At 65.9% G+C, this 15,149-nt stretch carries 13 protein-coding genes; 8 read left to right on the top strand and 5 right to left on the bottom strand.

What is annotated here, in order from left to right; genetic code table 11:
- Positions 1–66 precede the first annotated feature (66 nt).
- The 6 genes from DVU99_RS10095 to DVU99_RS10070 all read left to right on the top strand — a co-directional run bounded on the left by DVU99_RS10095 (position 67) and on the right by DVU99_RS10070 (position 5,935).
- Complete coding sequence (locus DVU99_RS10095; RefSeq protein WP_114240085.1) at positions 67–1,743, top strand: methyl-accepting chemotaxis protein; 1,677 nt, start codon at positions 67–69, stop codon at positions 1,741–1,743.
- Positions 1,744–1,756: 13 nt separating this feature from the next.
- Positions 1,757–2,596: a protein-glutamate O-methyltransferase CheR gene (locus DVU99_RS10090; RefSeq protein ID WP_114240084.1), complete on the top strand. Its 840-nt coding sequence runs from the start codon at positions 1,757–1,759 to the stop codon at positions 2,594–2,596.
- A complete protein-coding gene (locus tag DVU99_RS10085) occupies positions 2,580–3,056 on the top strand; it encodes a chemotaxis protein CheD (protein ID WP_114240083.1) in 477 nt (158 codons plus the stop codon). Before DVU99_RS10090 ends, DVU99_RS10085 begins: the two co-directional genes overlap by 17 nt.
- A 14-nt stretch (positions 3,057–3,070) precedes the next feature.
- Positions 3,071–4,585 (top strand): chemotaxis protein CheW, encoded by a 1,515-nt coding sequence (locus DVU99_RS10080; RefSeq protein ID WP_198670259.1) that lies wholly within the window; start codon positions 3,071–3,073, stop codon positions 4,583–4,585.
- Positions 4,586–4,793: 208 nt separating this feature from the next.
- Complete coding sequence (locus DVU99_RS10075) at positions 4,794–5,153, top strand: RcnB family protein (protein ID WP_114240081.1); 360 nt, start codon at positions 4,794–4,796, stop codon at positions 5,151–5,153.
- Between the two features lie 314 nt (positions 5,154–5,467).
- On the top strand, positions 5,468–5,935 hold the full coding sequence (locus DVU99_RS10070; RefSeq protein WP_232823542.1) for a DUF3761 domain-containing protein: 468 nt from the start codon (positions 5,468–5,470) through the stop codon (positions 5,933–5,935).
- A gap of 59 nt (positions 5,936–5,994) precedes the next feature.
- Here DVU99_RS10070 and DVU99_RS10065 read toward each other — a convergent pair whose 3' ends face one another.
- Positions 5,995–7,917, bottom strand: a complete 1,923-nt coding sequence (locus DVU99_RS10065) for a CocE/NonD family hydrolase (protein WP_114240080.1) — start codon at positions 7,915–7,917, stop codon at positions 5,995–5,997.
- Positions 7,918–8,141: 224 nt separating this feature from the next.
- Between DVU99_RS10065 and DVU99_RS10060 the strand changes: the two genes are divergently transcribed.
- Positions 8,142–9,029, top strand: coding sequence for a GyrI-like domain-containing protein (locus DVU99_RS10060; protein WP_114240079.1), 888 nt, complete (start codon positions 8,142–8,144; stop codon positions 9,027–9,029).
- Positions 9,030–9,039: 10 nt separating this feature from the next.
- Here DVU99_RS10060 and DVU99_RS10055 read toward each other — a convergent pair whose 3' ends face one another.
- On the bottom strand, positions 9,040–9,474 hold the full coding sequence (locus tag DVU99_RS10055) for a VOC family protein (protein WP_114240078.1): 435 nt from the start codon (positions 9,472–9,474) through the stop codon (positions 9,040–9,042).
- Positions 9,475–9,567: 93 nt separating this feature from the next.
- The gene (locus DVU99_RS10050; RefSeq protein ID WP_232823541.1) at positions 9,568–11,205 is read right to left on the bottom strand and encodes a diguanylate cyclase; all 1,638 of its coding nucleotides are present in this window, start codon (positions 11,203–11,205) and stop codon (positions 9,568–9,570) included.
- A 404-nt stretch (positions 11,206–11,609) separates the two neighbouring features.
- Here DVU99_RS10050 and DVU99_RS10045 point away from each other — a divergent pair, with 404 nt between their 5' ends.
- Entirely contained in the window at positions 11,610–12,164 is a 555-nt protein-coding gene (locus DVU99_RS10045) for an NADPH-dependent FMN reductase (protein WP_114240076.1), read from the top strand.
- Between the two features lie 61 nt (positions 12,165–12,225).
- On the opposite strand, the gene DVU99_RS10040 is transcribed toward DVU99_RS10045, so the two are convergent.
- Positions 12,226–12,591 (bottom strand): hypothetical protein, encoded by a 366-nt coding sequence (locus DVU99_RS10040; RefSeq protein WP_114240075.1) that lies wholly within the window; start codon positions 12,589–12,591, stop codon positions 12,226–12,228.
- A gap of 151 nt (positions 12,592–12,742) precedes the next feature.
- Positions 12,743–14,923 carry a polyphosphate kinase 1 gene (ppk1, locus tag DVU99_RS10035; protein WP_114240074.1) on the bottom strand — a complete coding sequence of 727 codons (2,181 nt, stop codon included), beginning with the start codon at positions 14,921–14,923 and terminating at the stop codon, positions 12,743–12,745.
- Positions 14,924–15,149 lie beyond the last annotated feature (226 nt).

The following is a 15,149-nucleotide window of genomic DNA, read 5'->3' as shown; positions in this document are numbered from 1 at the left end:
GGCACGCACCGTGCCCGGCGCCCTTAACTATCGAGGGGATAGGTCATGGGGAAGGAAACACCGGATATGCCGCTTGAGCTGCATGAACTCAAGGCGGTCACCGAAGCGCTCAACCGCGTCCAGGCGGTGATCGAGTTCGATCTCAAGGGACATGTGCTGGATGCCAACGAGAATTTCCTCCAGGCGCTGGGATACCAGCTCGAGGACATCCGGGGGCAGCATCACCGCATGTTCTGCGAGCCGTCCTACGTGGCGAGCAGCGAATACAAGCAATTCTGGGAGAAGTTGGCCAGTGGCCAGTTCGACCGGGGCGAGTACAAGCGCATCGCCGGCGACGGCCGTGAAATCTGGATCAATGCCTCGTACAACCCGGTATTCGATGCCGAGGGCACGCCGTACAAGGTGATCAAGTTCGCCACCGACGTCACCGCCAGCCGCCAGCAGAACGCCGAATACGAAGGCAAGGTCGACGCCATCAGCAAGGCGCAGGCTGTCATCGAGTTCGACCTTGGCGGCCATGTGATCAGCGCCAACGAGAATTTCCTCAAGGCACTGGGCTACGAGTTCGCCGAGATCCAGGGCCGGCACCACCGCATGTTCTGCGAGGAAAGCTACGCGGCGAGCCCGGCGTACGCCGAGTTCTGGGCCAAGCTCAATCGCGGCGAGTTCGATGCCGGCCGCTACAAGCGCGTGGGCAAGGGTGGCCGGGTGATCTGGATCCAGGCCACCTACAACCCGATCTTCGACGTCAACGGGCGCCTGCACAAGGTGGTGAAGTTCGCCACCGACGTGACCGCCCAGGTGGCGCTGGAAGAGAGCGTGCAACGCCGCGCCGCGGACGACCAGCGCAAGGTGGGCGAGCTGCTTTCGGTGGTGCGGCGTGCGGCCGAGGGCGACCTGACCGGCGTGGTGCGGGTGGAGGGCAGCGAGCCGATCGACCAGCTCGCCGACGGCATCCAGCAGATGATGTCCGACCTGCGCGAGGTGATCGGCAAGGTGGTCCACTCGGCGAGCGGCTTTTCCGGTTCGTCGCAGGAGATCGCCGGCCGTGCCGGCGGCGTGGCCAGTGGCGCCCAGCTGCTGGGCGCAACCGTCGAGGAGATGAACGCCTCGATCGAGGAGCTCACCGCGTCGATCAACTCCATCGCCAACAACTCGCGCAGCGCGGACCAGTTGGCCAAGGACACGCACCAGGAAGCCGAGCGCGGCGCCAAGGCGATTGCCCGTTCGATCGAGTCGATGGAGCTGATCAACAAGTCTTCCGAGGACATCAGCGAAATCATCAAGGTAATCGGCGAGATCGCCAGCCAGACCAACCTGCTGGCCTTCAACGCGGCCATCGAGGCCGCGCGTGCCGGCGAGCATGGCCTGGGCTTTTCGGTGGTGGCCGACGAAGTGCGCAAGCTGGCCGAGCGCTCCTCGCAGGCCACCAAGGAGATCTCCAAGCTCATCAACGAGTCGGTGAAGCGCGTGGCGCAGGGCAGCGAGATCTCCAAGCAGGCCGGCGAAGCCTTCGAGAAGATCGTGGCCGGCGTGGGGCGCACCACCCAGGCGATCTCGGAGATTTCCTGCGGCGCCGACGAGCAGCTGGTGGCGGCGCGCGAAGTGAGCACGGCGATCCAGCAGGTGGCCGAGGAAACCGAGAAATCGGCGGCCGCCTGCGACACGATCGCGCGCTCTACCGCCAACCTGACCCAGGGAGCGGAAGCGTTGAACAGGACGGTGCAGCGCTTCGTCGTCTGAGCAGGAGGCGGCCATGGAGATCGATAACGAGATCGACCCGCGCACGCAGCGTGCGCTGCTGGAGCGCGTCCATCACCACACCGGCATCTTCATGCCAGAGCGCAAGTGGACGCTGCTGCAGGGGCGCCTGCGTCGTCGTCTGCAGGCACTGGCATTGGCCAGCTACCGCGAGTACCTCGCCGTGCTCGAGTCGCGGCCGGAAGAGCTCGGCCACTTCATCAACCTGGTGACCACCAACGAGACCTCGTTCTTTCGCACGCCGCGCATCTGGGACTACCTCTCGCAGTTGCTGCCCCGATGGTTCGAAAACCATCGCGGCAGCACGCTGCAGGTGTGGTCCGCGGCGGCCTCCACCGGCGAGGAGGCGTATTCCATGGCGATGCTGTGCGAGGAATTTCGTGCACTGCATCCGGCGTTCCGCTATCGCATCCTCGGTACCGACATCGCCAGCGAGGTGCTGGCGGTCGGCGCGGCGGCGCGCTATCACGGCCGCAATATCGAGGGGCTGCGCAGGTCCAGGCCGGCGTGGCTGGAAAAATACTTCGAGCCTGCCGATGACGGTTTCGTGGTGTCTTCCGCCTTGCGGGCCAATGTCGCGTTTCGCCAGCATCACCTGCACCAGCGCCTGGAGGGCGCGCCGCGCTTCGACATCACGCTGTTGCGCAATGTGCTGATCTATTTCGACGAAGCCGGCCAGCGGCGGGTGCTGGAGCAGGCCCGCCAGGCGATGCAACCTGGCGGCGTGCTGGTGATCGGCGAGTCCGAATCGCTGGGCTGGCTGGAGTCCGGCTTCGCCTTCGAGCAACCGCTGGTCTATCGACGGCAGGAGGCAAGGCATGGAAGCCACGCGTGAGATCCAGGTGCGCATGTGCGAACTGCATGGCGGTTCCGGGCAGGACATCCTGCGCGCCACCCTGGGCTCGTGCGTGGGCATCGGCCTGTTGTGGCGCCAGCAGGGCAGGTACGCGCTGGCCCACTGCCTGTTGCCCGAAGCGCCGGCGAACGCGGCTGCCTTCGGCGCCAAATACGTGAGCGACGCGGTGCCGTCGCTGCTTTCGCTGCTCGAGGTACCCGCCTCGCGGATCGATCAGCTGGAAGCCGTGCTCGCCGGCGGCGCCTGTATGGTGACGCATGCCACGCCGCCGAGGCACGGCCTGATCGGCGAGCAGAACGCCAGGGCCGCCCAGCGCCTGCTGGCCGCCGCCGGCATCCGCGTCGTGCACCAAGAGGTGGGCGGCGAATGCGGTCGCCAGCTGCTTATCGATTGCGCGCGCCACCAGTATCACGTCCGCACCATCGAACGTCACACCTGATCGGGGACATCGTCATGGAAACCAGCCTTGCCTCGTCGTTGGCACACGATGCCGTTGAGCTGTTCGGTTCGTTCCATCTCGCCCATACCGAGCTGGTGCTGCCGGTCAGCTGCGTGCAGGAAGTGGTCAACTACCCTTCGGCGATCACCCAGGTGCCGCTGGCGCCGTCGTACCTGATCGGCCTGTTCAACCTGCGTGGTCGCCTGATACCGATCATCCATCTGGGGCAGCTGCTGCGTCTGCCTGATGACGGTGCGCGCCACGCGGCCAAGGTGGCCATCGTCGAGATCGACGGCGCCCGCATCGGCCTGTTGTTCGACACCACGGGTGAGATCCTGCGCGTGCAGCCTGCGCAGAAGGTGATGTTCGGCGAGGGCGAGGCCCTGGCCGGCATCATCGGTGGCGCGCTCAAGCTCGATGGCGGCAACCGCATCCTGCAGATCCTGTCTGCTGCCGCGCTGGCTGCCATCCCGGACATGCCGCTGCTGCGCACCGATGCCAGCGAACGCCAATCCTTTGCCTTGCGTGCCGTGCAGGGCCAGCGCAGGCAGGGCGTGTCGTTCCGGGTGGGCGACACCCGGCTTGCGCTGCCGATGGCGGCCATCCACGAGATCATCCGGATGCCCGAGCTGATCAGCTCGGTGCTGGGAAGCGACATCTGTCTGGGCATGCTCAACCTGCGTGGGCATACCGTACCGGTGATGGACTTCGCTCGGTTTCTCGGCATGGCTCCGGGCGCCGCGCAGGCAACGGCGGCCATTGGCGACTTCGAGGACGCGCGCCGTGTCCTGGTGATTCGTCGGCAGGGGCTCTACTTCGGCATGCTGGTGGACGAAGTGGAAAGCATCGTTGGCTATCGCGACGACGAACTGCTGGCGATGCCGACCTTCAGCGCGGAGCGCCCCTCGCTGTACACCGGTTGCATCGCCACGCCGGGTGCGCAGGACATCATCCTGCTCAACGAGAGCTCCCTGTTCGACGACGCCATCGTGGTCGAGCTGACCCAGGCGCACCGTGCGCTCTACGCCACGGAGGCACAGGCGGAGGGGGCGCACGGAACGAAGCGCTCGCGTGGCCGCGAAACCTACGTGACGTTCCGGCTCGACCAGTTGATGGGCATGCGCATCGACCAGCTGCGCGAGGTGATCGACTACCCGCCGGAGGTGATGCAGCCGCCCGGCGCGCCATCCTTCGTGCGTGGCATCTTCAACCTCAGGCGCAAGCTGTTGACCATCATCGACCTGCGTGCGCTGTACGGCATGCGCGACTACGCCGACCTGGCGGATGCCAAGGTGCTGGTGGTGGAGAACGAGTCGGAGAAGTTCGGCCTGGTGGTGGACGCGGTGGAGAACATCGTGACTATCGATGCGGCCGACAAGCTCGGTGTGCCCGGCGTGCTGCTCAATCAGCTCGACCGCGCCTTGCGCGACGACATGAGGGAAGTGGTCGAGCTGCCGGATCAGCGAACCCTGATGCTGCTCGACGCCGCGCCGCTCAAGCAGCGCCTGTGCAGCGAGCTCCTGCACTGATGGCGGGGGAATCGCACGAGGAAGAAGCAAGCCTGCCTGGCGACGCGAAAGGTAACGGCAGTTCAACGCAAGATATTGCGCGTCAACTTGCGGCTAACTTGCGATGGGCGTCACTCTTGGCCTGTGTCGGGCGCAACATCATGACGGGGTCGCAGACATCCGCCGGCTCGGCGGAGTGCTCGACCCCAACATGATGGAGAGACACCCGATGAAGAAGTCCCTGTTCGCGCTGGCCCTGGGCGCCGCGATGGTCTGCACCGCCGCCACGGCTGCACCGATCCAGTACGACGACCATCACGATCATTACGATCAGGACCATGGCCATGGCCGCGATGAGCACCATGACTACGTGGTGGTGCACGACCGCGGCGCGCATGAAGGCTGGTACCACCAGGGCGGCTACGTGCCGGTCGAGTACCGCGACCGCCACTACGCCGTGGAGAACTGGCGCGACTACCGCCTGCCGCCGCCGCCGCGAGACCACCAGTGGGTGCGCAGCGACAACGGTGAGTTCCTGCTGGTGGCGGTCGCCACCGGCGTCATCGCCAACATCGTGCTCAGCCACTGAGTGCGCGGGCCGCGCCGCAATCATCGCGGCGTGGCCCTGACGATTCCTCCTCCGGCTGCTCACCGCATGAAGTTTCGGATCGGCCTCACGGCGCCTAAACGTGTTGCCGGGCAGGGTGATGCGGCGTCATGCGGGTAGTGCATAGTCCGCCCTGAAGGCGGCATGGCGCTTTGGGGGCGCTGCGAGGCAGACCGGCCACGGTCGCGCGCGGCGCACATGAGGGGAGAACGCCCGCCATGCAAGACGGCGTCTCCATGGATCAAGCGTTCGCGCTGGAGGGATCAAAGATGAAATCGCATGGTTTGATCGCAGTCTTGCTTATTGGCCTCCTTGCCGGTTCCGCTGCCTATGCGCAACAGTCGGCCGCGCCGGCGGGTTCCACTGGGCAGTGCAAGGATGGCAGTTACACCAGCAATGCCACCAAGCGTGGCGCGTGCTCCGGCCACCAGGGTGTCAAGGAGTGGTACGGCGCGGCCACCACCGCGGCTCCGGCCGCAGGTGCAGCCCCGCAGGCCGCGGCCGCACCGGCAGCGACGCCGACCAATACGCCCAAGACCACGGCGCCCATACCCGGCACGACCAAGTCCAGTGGTCCGCAGCCTCCGGCCAATGCGGCGCCGGGCGGTGGTCCAGGCCTGGTGTGGGTCAATGACGCCAGCAAGGTCTATCACTGCCAGGGCGACAAGTGGTACGGCAAGACCAAGGCGGGTGCCTACATGAGCGAGGCGGACGCCAAGGCCAAGGGCTATCACCCCGACCACGGCAAGGCCTGTACGCAGTAATCGCCTGCGTCGCACCTCGACAAAAGGCCGGCATTGCGCCGGCCTTTTGTTTTCCGGGGTCAACCGTTCGGTACCACCGGCAGGCTGATGGAGCTGGCCGTGCCCGGCGCATGCCACACGCGTTGCGTTGCCTTCTGGTAGTCCGCGGGCTTCGCATCGAAGATGTTCGGCACGAAGGTCTGCGGGTTGCGGTCGTACAGCGGGAACAGGCTCGACTGCACCTGCACCATGATGCGGTGGCCCGGAAGGAACACGTGGTTGGTGGTGGGCAGGCCAAAGCTGTAGAGCAGCGGCTGGTCCGGCGTCAGTGCCTGCGGATGCTCGAAACTGGTGCGATAGCGTCCACGGAAGATGTCGAGCGACACGGCAAGCTCATAGCCACCCATCGGTGGATTCGACGGCACCGTGTCGGGATACACGTCGATCAGCTTCACCACCCAGTCGCTGTCGGTGCCGCTGGTAGAGGCATACAGGTTGACCTGCGGCGCGCCACCGATGTGCACCGGTGCGGTGAGCGGCTCGGTGACGTAGGTCAGCACGTCTGGACGTCCATCCGCAAAGCGCTGGTCGTTGACCAGCCAGCGTGTCCACGCGTCGTGGTCGGCGAAATGCGCCGGCCGCGGCTGGTACGGCACCGGCTTGGCCGGATCGGACACGTATTCGTCGTACTTGGCCGTGTTCGTGGCGGGCGCGTTGAACGACAGCGAGCCGTTGTTGCCGAGGTAAAGCGCCTTGGGCTTGCTGCTGCAACCCTTGTCGCAGCTGAGCGGCCAGGACTTGAAGCGATCCCAGTGGTTCTCGCCGGTGTTGTAGATCAGCACCGGCGGCGTGTTGGCCTTGGGCGCGCCGTCCACCAGGTACTGGTCGAAGAACGGCTTGAGCACGTCGCGACGGAACTGCAGTGCGGTGTCGCCATCCCACTGCAGCGGGCCGAGCGAGCTGCCGTCGTAGTTCACCTGGCTGTGGCGCCAGGGGCCCATCACCAGATAGTTCTTGTCGTTGTTCTTGTCCTTGGGTTCGGTGGCCATGTAGCTGTGGATGGCACCCCACATGTCTTCCTGATCCCACAGGCCCTGCAGCCACATGGTCGGCACGCTCAGCGGCTGCTCCGCCATGATCTTGTCCAGCGCCTGGCCCTGCCAGAAGGCGTCATACGCGGGGTGCTCATGGAGCTTGCGCCAGAACGGCAGCTGCTCGAAGCCATGCACGCGCGCATAGTCGCCAGCCGAACCGGCGTCGAGGAAATTGCTGTAGTCGTCGTAGCCGGTGCGCGGGACGCCGCCACCCTTGCCCTTCTGGGCGGTCTGCCCGTAGATGTAGTCGAAGTTGGTCTGGCGGAACGCGCCATAGTGGAACCAGTCGTCACCCATCCAGCCATCCACCATCGGACTTTCCGGTGCGGCCACTTTCAGCGCCGGGTGCGGATGGATCAGCGCCATCACCACGGTGAAGCCCTCGTACGAGGAACCCAGCATGCCGACCTTGCCGTTGGATTCGGGCAGGTTTTTCACCAGCCAGTCGATGGTGTCGTAGGCGTCGGTGGAATGATCCACTTCGCTGGAATTGAGCGGTCCGCGCAACGGGCGCGTCATCACGTAGTCACCCTCGGAGCCGTACTTGCCGCGAACGTCCTGGAACACGCGGATGTAGCCGCTGTGCACGAACACCTCGTCACCCTGCGGCAGGGTGGCGTCCATGTGTGGCGACTCGTAGCGCGCGGCGCGACCGCTCGCGTCGTAAGGTGTGCGGGTCAGCAGGATCGGTGCGTTGTGAGCCCCCCTGGGGATCACGATCACCGTATGTAGCTTCACGCCGTCGCGCATGGGGATCATCACCTCGCGCTTGACGTAGTCATAGCCCGCCTGGGTGGGCTGGAACGCGGTGCTGGGCACGTCCGGCGTCAGTGGCGCGGTCTGCGCCTGGGCGATGCCGCAGGACAGGGCAAGCGTGGCGGCGGCGAGCAGGGTGAAGCGAAAGCGCATGAATCCTCCGGGGCAAACCGCCGCGTGAACGGGCAATCCGCGTTGATGGGTAAGCGGTGACGATAGTCGTGATCGACTTTAAGCGAGCAGCGGGTGGTCTCCCAGCATGACTTCCTGCCTATGGAAGGGCAGGCCCCGCTGCCTCGCGCTGGATTGCGCAAGAATGGAGCCGTGGCCGCGACGGCCCGTCGGCACACTGGCTCCCACACCCAGGAGACCATGCGATGAAAGCCAACACGCGCCAGGACTATCTGCAACGCATCGATCGCGTCGTTGCGCGGCTGCAGGCGGCCGTGGTGCACGGTGGCGAACTGCCCGAGCTCGGCCAGCTTGCCGCCGCGGCCCACTTGTCACCGTTCCACTTTCATCGCGTCTACCGGGCCCTGGCGGGAGAAACCGTGGGCCAGACGGTGGCGCGCCTGCGCATGTTGCGCGCCCTGCAACGGCTGGCCGAGCCTGATGGCCGGGTCACCGAGGCGGCGCTGGCCGTGGGCTACGACACGCCGCAGGCCTTCGCGCGCGCGTTCCGGCAGGTGTTCGACACCACGCCCAGCGAGATGCGCGAACAGCGCGAGCGCCTGCGTGCGGAGATGGAGCGCTTGCGCCTGCCTCCGTCGACAGCGGCAGGCCCCGAGCCTTCGTTGCAGGTCGAGGTGGTGTCGGTGCAACCGTTCCGCCTGGTGGCGATGCGTTACCACGGCGACCCGGCCGATCTGGACCAGGCCTACGCACGCTTGTTCCAGTGGGCGGCAGGGCGCGGCCTGCTGGAACGCATGAGCGGGATCTATGGCGTGCCTTACGACGATCCGCGCGATACGCCGGCGGAGCAATGCGCGTTCGATTGCGCGCTGGCATTCGATGGCGCGACGGTGCCCGTCGACGGTGCCATGCAGGCGATGGAGCTGGGCGGCGGCCTGTGGGCACGCAGCCGACATGTGGGTTCCTATGACGAGCTCGCGGATGAGATTGACCACCTGATCGCCGGCTGGTTGCCCGGCAGCGGCTACGTGCTGCGCGACGGGCAGCCGTTCCGGCATTTCCTCGATGACCCGGAAGATGTGCCCGAGGCGATTCAGCGTGCCGATACCTATCTGCCTGTCGCGCCCGCTTGAGCGCACGTGCTCAACCGCCGTGTTCGGCCCAGGCGTCGTAACTGCCGAACGACCACAGGTGTCCTTCCAGGTCGCGGCAGCTGTAGCCGGCGCCGCCGTAATCCTTCTCTTCGTAGTCGTCGACGATCACCGCACCGGCGGCCTTGGCCTGTTCGTAGTGTGCCTTGCAGTCGCCCACGATCACGTACGGACACTGGGTCTCGCTGCCGCCGACCTGGTCGGGCTGCACCAGGCGCCGGCCGAAGGCGTTGTCGCGCACCGAGCCCAACATCACCATGCCGTTGCCATAGGTCAGCTGCGCGTGGGCCACGCCGCCCTCGCCATCGTCGTAGACGGCATGCCGGGCAAAACCGAAGGCCTTGCACAGCCAGTCGATCGCTGCGTGGGCGTCGCGGTAGCGAAGGCCGGGAATGATGGTGCTGCCGGAAACGGAGGGGCTGGTCATGATGGGACTCCTTTGGGGGATACCGGCATCGAGCTTAGACCCTGGGGGCGCGCTGTCTTGTCGATTTTCCGAGTACGCCGCGGATCGCAGGGCTCAGGCGCCGCGATCGCCATCCACTGCACGTGGCCAGGAGTGTCGCATGGGTGGTTCGAGCTTTTCGTCCAGGCGGGCCCGGTTACGTCCCGCCAGCTTGGCCCGGTACATGGCGTGGTCGGCGCGCTCAACCAGGCTTTCCACGGTATCTTCCGCCACGCGTATAGCCACGCCGATGCTGACGCTGAGCACCAGGCCATCGGCATTCACCGGGATATCCAGCCGATGCACGCGCCGGCACAGGCGAGTGGCGACCTGCACCGCCTGCGCCTGCTCCACGCCAAACAGCATGGCGACGAACTCTTCGCCGCCATAGCGGCCCAGCAGGTCGTGCGGGCGCAGTTCGTGGCGCAGGGCATCGGCGACGGCCGTCAATGCGCGATCGCCTGCGGCGTGGCCCTGGCGATCGTTGAGCAACTTGAAATGGTCCAGGTCCAGGAACAGCAGGGCCACCGGCTGGCCGCCGCTGTTGCCGAGCACCTTGGCCACGCTTTCGGTCCAGGCGCGCCGGTTGAGCACATTGGTCAGCGCATCGATATCCGCCAGTTCCTGTACCAGGTCGCGCTCACGCCGCATGATCAGGGCGCGGTCGGCCAGGCCCAGCGAAAGCACGATCGCCTCGAATGCTCCGGCGGCCAGGCAGGCGTCGCCCAGCCAGGTCACGTCGGCGAGGCTCCCGGTGGCCTGGCTGTCGGACAGGGTGGTGAGCGCCAGTAGCGGGGTCCAGCCCACCAGGAAGAACCAGGCCGGACGGGCCCCGCGTATCGCCGCCATGCCAGCGGCCAGCAACAGCAGCAGGGTACCGATCATCAGCACCGGACCGATCAGGACCTGTGCGGTCTGTTCCAGCAGGGGAATCTGGCAACTGCGCAGCAACACCACCAGCGGCATGCCCACGGCCAGTACCAGCGTCGGCGTGTGCAGCAGGGGGGCATAGCGGGGCAATTCGCAGAAGCGCGCCATGAACATGGCGGCAAACGCCAGCGATAGCGCCACGGCCGACGTGCCGATCAGGGAGGCCGAGCCGGCCAGCCAGGTCAGCTCCAGCGGATGGAACAGGAAGCCGGTGTGTACGGCCTGGATCATCGCGTAACAGAGTACGTAGCCTGCGTACCAGGCGAAGGTGCCGTCGTGCAGCATCAACGCCAGGCACAGCGCCATCAGCGACATGGCCAGCATCACGGCGAAGCAGGCGCTGGCGAACACCAGCCAATGGGCGTCGTCCGACAGGTATTCGTTCCAGGGTTGCAGCTTGAACGTCACCGGCGAATCACGCATGGCGCCAGGCTCGAACCGCAGCAGGATGGGGGCCGAGGCTGGCATGTCCTCGGTGATGCGGTAGGCGAGCCGCCCGTTGCCATGGGCGCTCGCGGTGAAATCGTCCAGCGACTGGGTGATCGAGGGGTGTGCCTGGTCGAACAGCGTCACGGGAGCCATCGGTGGCGGATAGATCGACAGCACGCGCTCTTCGCTGACCAGCGGAGGTTGCGGCTGCAGCACGACCCAGGTACCGAGATCTTTCTGCGGAAAGCGTTGCAGCAGCGTCGGGTCGAAGCTGGCCAGTTCACCCCGGCGAAAAGCATCGAGCACGCTCTGCGGGGTGTCGCCTGGCCGCACTTCGCGGGCTGCGCCGGTCATGGCCGTGTGAGCGTGAACGACGGTCACAAGCAGCCCCATGGCGAGGATGCAAAGCATCCGCCAGCGGCCATGTCGTGCTGCCGTTACGATCCGCCTGCCCATGCGCCGATCCCCTGTTACGACTCGCGAAGAGTGCGTACTTTCGTGGCGTCCCGGTCGTTCCTGCTGGAGTTCCTCGTGCCACCGGAAGCACGGGAATGGCCTCGTCCCTGCGTGTTCGGGCAGCCCACGGGGGCGACCCAGACTGCTAAACGTCAGAAGGCCTGGAAGGCAATGGTCCAGAGCATGCCACAAGTGTGGACACCGTGTGGGCGCCCCCTCACGAGGGTTTAACCGTCCGGACTGCCATCCTTGCGGTCCGGCCCGAGTGGTCCGGTCCCCCATCTACCCAGGAGCAGACTGGTATGAGCAAGATCCGAGTGGCCGTACTGGTGGGCAGCTTGCGCAAGGAATCGCTGAACCACCACCTCGCCAGGGCCGTGGAGCGTCTGGCACCCGCGGATTTCAGCTTCGAGCACCTGCGCATCGACCACCTGCCGCTGTACAACCAGGACTACGATGCCGACTACCCGCCCGAATACCGGCAGCTCAAGCAGCAGATCGAGTCGGCCGACGCACTGCTGTTCGTCACGCCGGAATACAACCGTTCCATCCCCGGCGTGCTGAAGAACGCCATCGACATCGCCTCACGGCCGTGGGGAACCAATTCATTCCGGGGCAAGCCGGGCGCGGTGATCGGCATTTCCGTGGGCGCGACCGGCACGGCGCTGGCCCAGCAGCACCTGCGCAATGTGCTGTCCTATCTAGACGTGGCCACCGAGGGACAGCCAGAGGTGTTCATCCAGAACAAGGAAGGCTTGTTCGACGCCGAGGGGCATATCGGCAACGAGGGCACGCAGAAGTTCCTGCAGGGCTTCGTCGACCGCTACGTGGCGTGGGTGAAGCAATTCGTCAAATGATTGCAAGGCAGCGCCCGGGGAGTGTGGGCTCCCCGGGTGCATCCATGGATGGAGCGCAGCGTCAATGCGTGCCGGTGGTGCCGCTGGTGCCCGACGTGCCGGTGCTGCCGTCGTGCTCGCCGCCGCCATTGAGGGCGCCAACGATGACGGCGGTGCCCACCACGGCCGCACCGACGTACAGCGGGGTCAGGTTGCCCTCGGCGGCCGCTCCGGCGGCCGAGGCTCCGGGGATGCAGGGAGCCGCCACGCCGGATGCAGAGGATGAGCTCGCCGGTTGAGCGTCCTGTGAGCCTCCGTTGGATACGGCGGCTACGCAGGGCATCGCGGCGGCCCCGGAGGACGAGCGTGCCGTGGCATCTGGCGATGTCTGTGCGTAGGCGTGCGCAACCAGGCCGGCCATGAGCATGGCGGCAAACAGTTTCTTCATGGGGACTCCCTGATGACCCGAGTGGCCGTAACCGAACTCGGGATACCTTAGGGAGCAGGGGACAACAGCGAAGCCGGCCGGCAAAGCGGCACTATCCCGGGGTTTGGCGGGTGCCTATGTAGGCCAATGCCGGACCGCTGTCAGTTTTCGATCAAACCTCGCCAGTCGCGCCCGAGCCGCAGAGCTTCTCCAGCAACTGCATCTGCACGTTGCGCACCGGCTGGTTCGGTCCCGGCTTGGCGCGCACGTACCGGCCATCGGGCTGCAACAGCCAGGCACTGGAGTTGTCGGCCAGGTACAGGTCCAGTTCCTTCTTCAGGCGCGCCTGCAGTTTCTTGCCTTCCACCGGAAAGCCGGTCTCCACGCGACGGTCGAGATTGCGTTCCATCAGGTCCGCGCTGGCGAGGTAGAACTGTTCGTCACCATTATTGAGGAACCAGTACACGCGGCTGTGTTCCAGGAAGCGACCCACGATGGAGCGTACGCGGATGTTGTGCGACACGCCCGGAACCCCCGGCCGCAGGCAGCACATGCCGCGCACGACCAGGTCGATCTTCACGCCGGCCATGCTGGCCTTGTAGAGCGCGCGGATCATCTTGGCGTCGGTGACGGCGTTGACCTTGATGATGATCTGCGCGGGCTTGCCGGCCGCGGCATGCGCGGTTTCGCGCGCGATCATTTCCAGCAGGGTCTTCTTCAGCGTGAACGGCGCATGCAGCAGCTTCTTCATCTGCAGCAGCTTGCCCATGCCGGTGAGCTGGCTGAACAGCTTGTGTACGTCCTCGCACAGCGACTGGTCGGAGGTGAGCAGGCTGTAGTCGGTGTACAGGCGCGCATTGCCGGTGTGGTAGTTGCCGGTGCCCAGGTGGGCGTAGCGCACCAGCTCCTCGCCTTCGCGGCGCTGGATAAGCATCAGCTTGGCGTGCGTCTTCACGCCCACCACGCCGTAGATCACCATGGCGCCGGCCTGCTGCAGGCGCGAGGCCAGGGAGAGGTTGGATTCCTCGTCGAAGCGTGCGCGCAGTTCGATCACCACGGTGACCTCCTTGCCCGCGCGCGCGGCGTCCACCAGCGCGTCGACGATCTCGGAGTTGGCTCCGCTGCGGTACAGCGTCTGCTTGATCGCCAGCACGCCCGGGTCCTTCGCTGCCTGATGCAGCAGGTCGACCACGGGGGCGAACGATTCGTAGGGATGCAGCAGCAGCACGTCCTGGCGGCCGATCACCTGGAACAGGTCCTCGGCCTTCTTCAGCGCCTTGGGAATGGACGGCGTGAACGGCGGATACTGCATTTCCGGCCGCGCGGTCTTGCTGATCAGGCCAAACAGGCGAGCGAGGTTGACCGGGCCGTTTACCTCGTACATTTCCGCGGCGGTGAGCCCGAACTGGCGCAGCAGGTAGTCGGTCAGTTCCGGCGGGCAGTTGTCGGCCACTTCCAGGCGCACGGCATCGCCGAAGCGGCGCGAATAAAGCTCGCCGCGCAGCGCGCGGGCAAGGTCTTCGACGTCCTCCGGGTCGATGGTGAGGTCGGCGTTGCGGGTCAGGCGGAACTGGTAGCAGCCGCGTACCGACATGCCGGGGAACAGCTCCTCGGCATGGGCGTGGATGATCGAGGACAACAGAACGAAGTTCTCGCCGCCTTCGCTGACGTCTTCGGGAAGACGGATCAGGCGCGGCAGCACGCGTGGCGCCGGCACGATGGCCAGGCCCGAGTCACGCCCGAACGCATCGGTGCCTTCCAACTGCACGATGAAGTTCAGGCTCTTGTTGACCAGCAGCGGGAAGGGATGGGTGGGGTCCAGGCCGATCGGGGTGATCAGCGGCGCCACCTCATGGCGGAAGTAGCGGCGCACCCACATCTTCTGCTTGTGCGACCACTCGTTGCGCCGGACGATGCGGATGCCGTGGCGCGCCAGTTCCGGCAGGATGCGGTCGTTGAGTATCGAGTACTGCCGCTCGATGAGCTTGTGCGTGATCTCGCTGATCTCGGCGAGCGCCTTGCGCGGCGGGATGCCGTCCGAGCCGACGATCTCGTGGTCGAAAGCGATCTGGCTCTTCAGACCCGCCACGCGGATCTCGAAGAACTCGTCCATGTTGCTGGAAAAGATCAGCAGGAACTTGAGGCGTTCCAGGATCGGCTTGCTCTCGTCCAGTGCCTGGTCAAGCACGCGGACATTGAACTGCAGCTGCGACAGCTCGCGGTTGATGTAGAGGTTGGGGTCGCCCAGGTCGGGCGCCGCGCTCGCGCTGCTGCCCTTGGCGGCGGGCTCCGCCTCGGAAGGTGCAGGCGAGAGGTCGCGGGCTTCACTGGGGCGGACGACATCTGTACTCATCGGGTCACCGTTCGGCGGGCGGCTGCGCGCAGGCCGCGCAAGTCCGCAAAGGGGCATAGTACGGCGCCGATTAAGACCGGGCCATGGCAGCGCACCACGCGTCTCGCGCTGTCACGCGCCTGACATGTTGCGCAGTGCATTTGACATCTTCGTGACAATGCCGGCGTTTGCGTCATGACATTGTGATGCTGTTCTTCACCTCGTTCGCAGAGGCTTGCGTCACCGG

It is taken from the genome of Dyella sp. C9 (genome assembly GCF_003332825.1).
Classification (GTDB): domain Bacteria; phylum Pseudomonadota; class Gammaproteobacteria; order Xanthomonadales; family Rhodanobacteraceae; genus Dyella.
Note: the sequence above shows the minus strand (reverse complement) of the source record. Positions and strands in the feature narration are given on the sequence as shown.

Coding starts and splice junctions, on each gene's coding strand:
- DVU99_RS10095 (WP_114240085.1), top strand. CDS start 67: ATGCCGCTTGAGCTGCATGAACTCAAGGCGGTCACCGAAGCGCTCAAC.
- DVU99_RS10090 (WP_114240084.1), top strand. CDS start 1,757: ATGGAGATCGATAACGAGATCGACCCGCGCACGCAGCGTGCGCTGCTG.
- DVU99_RS10085 (WP_114240083.1), top strand. CDS start 2,580: ATGGAAGCCACGCGTGAGATCCAGGTGCGCATGTGCGAACTGCATGGC.
- DVU99_RS10080 (WP_198670259.1), top strand. CDS start 3,071: ATGGAAACCAGCCTTGCCTCGTCGTTGGCACACGATGCCGTTGAGCTG.
- DVU99_RS10075 (WP_114240081.1), top strand. CDS start 4,794: ATGAAGAAGTCCCTGTTCGCGCTGGCCCTGGGCGCCGCGATGGTCTGC.
- DVU99_RS10065 (WP_114240080.1), bottom strand. CDS start 7,917: ATGCGCTTTCGCTTCACCCTGCTCGCCGCCGCCACGCTTGCCCTGTCC.
- DVU99_RS10060 (WP_114240079.1), top strand. CDS start 8,142: ATGAAAGCCAACACGCGCCAGGACTATCTGCAACGCATCGATCGCGTC.
- DVU99_RS10055 (WP_114240078.1), bottom strand. CDS start 9,474: ATGACCAGCCCCTCCGTTTCCGGCAGCACCATCATTCCCGGCCTTCGC.
- DVU99_RS10050 (WP_232823541.1), bottom strand. CDS start 11,205: ATGACCGGCGCAGCCCGCGAAGTGCGGCCAGGCGACACCCCGCAGAGC.
- DVU99_RS10045 (WP_114240076.1), top strand. CDS start 11,610: ATGAGCAAGATCCGAGTGGCCGTACTGGTGGGCAGCTTGCGCAAGGAA.
- DVU99_RS10040 (WP_114240075.1), bottom strand. CDS start 12,591: ATGAAGAAACTGTTTGCCGCCATGCTCATGGCCGGCCTGGTTGCGCAC.
- ppk1 (WP_114240074.1), bottom strand. CDS start 14,923: ATGAGTACAGATGTCGTCCGCCCCAGTGAAGCCCGCGACCTCTCGCCT.